This window comes from Gilvimarinus sp. 1_MG-2023 (assembly GCF_030548285.1).
On the sequence record NZ_JAUOSC010001201.1, the window covers coordinates 1 to 261 of the forward strand.

A 261-nucleotide genomic window follows, 5' to 3' on the forward strand; every position below is an offset into this window, starting at 1 on the left:
TTGGTGTCCATGCCGGGGGACCAGACTTCCTTGGTGGCCTGGCGCGAGCGGAAGACCTGCCCCCATTTTGCGCCCTCACCAAATTTCTCCGCCACCTTGTGCCAGCCGGTCGGCGTGCGCTGTGTGCCTTCGCGGTTGCCGGGGCCGTTGGTGGCCGTGGCGCAGGGGACGGTACAGAGGCATTGCCCGCTTTGGACAAGGTAGAAGCGTTGGCGCGGAATACTGATCCATACGCCGGTTCCTGCCCCCACGCGTTGCTGC

At 65.5% G+C, this 261-nt stretch carries 1 protein-coding gene; it reads right to left on the reverse strand.

All coding sequences use genetic code 11. The annotated features are described in order from the left end of the window. On the reverse strand, positions 1–261 hold a 261-nt coding region (locus tag Q4563_RS20675), incomplete at both ends, for a L,D-transpeptidase (RefSeq protein ID WP_303605850.1).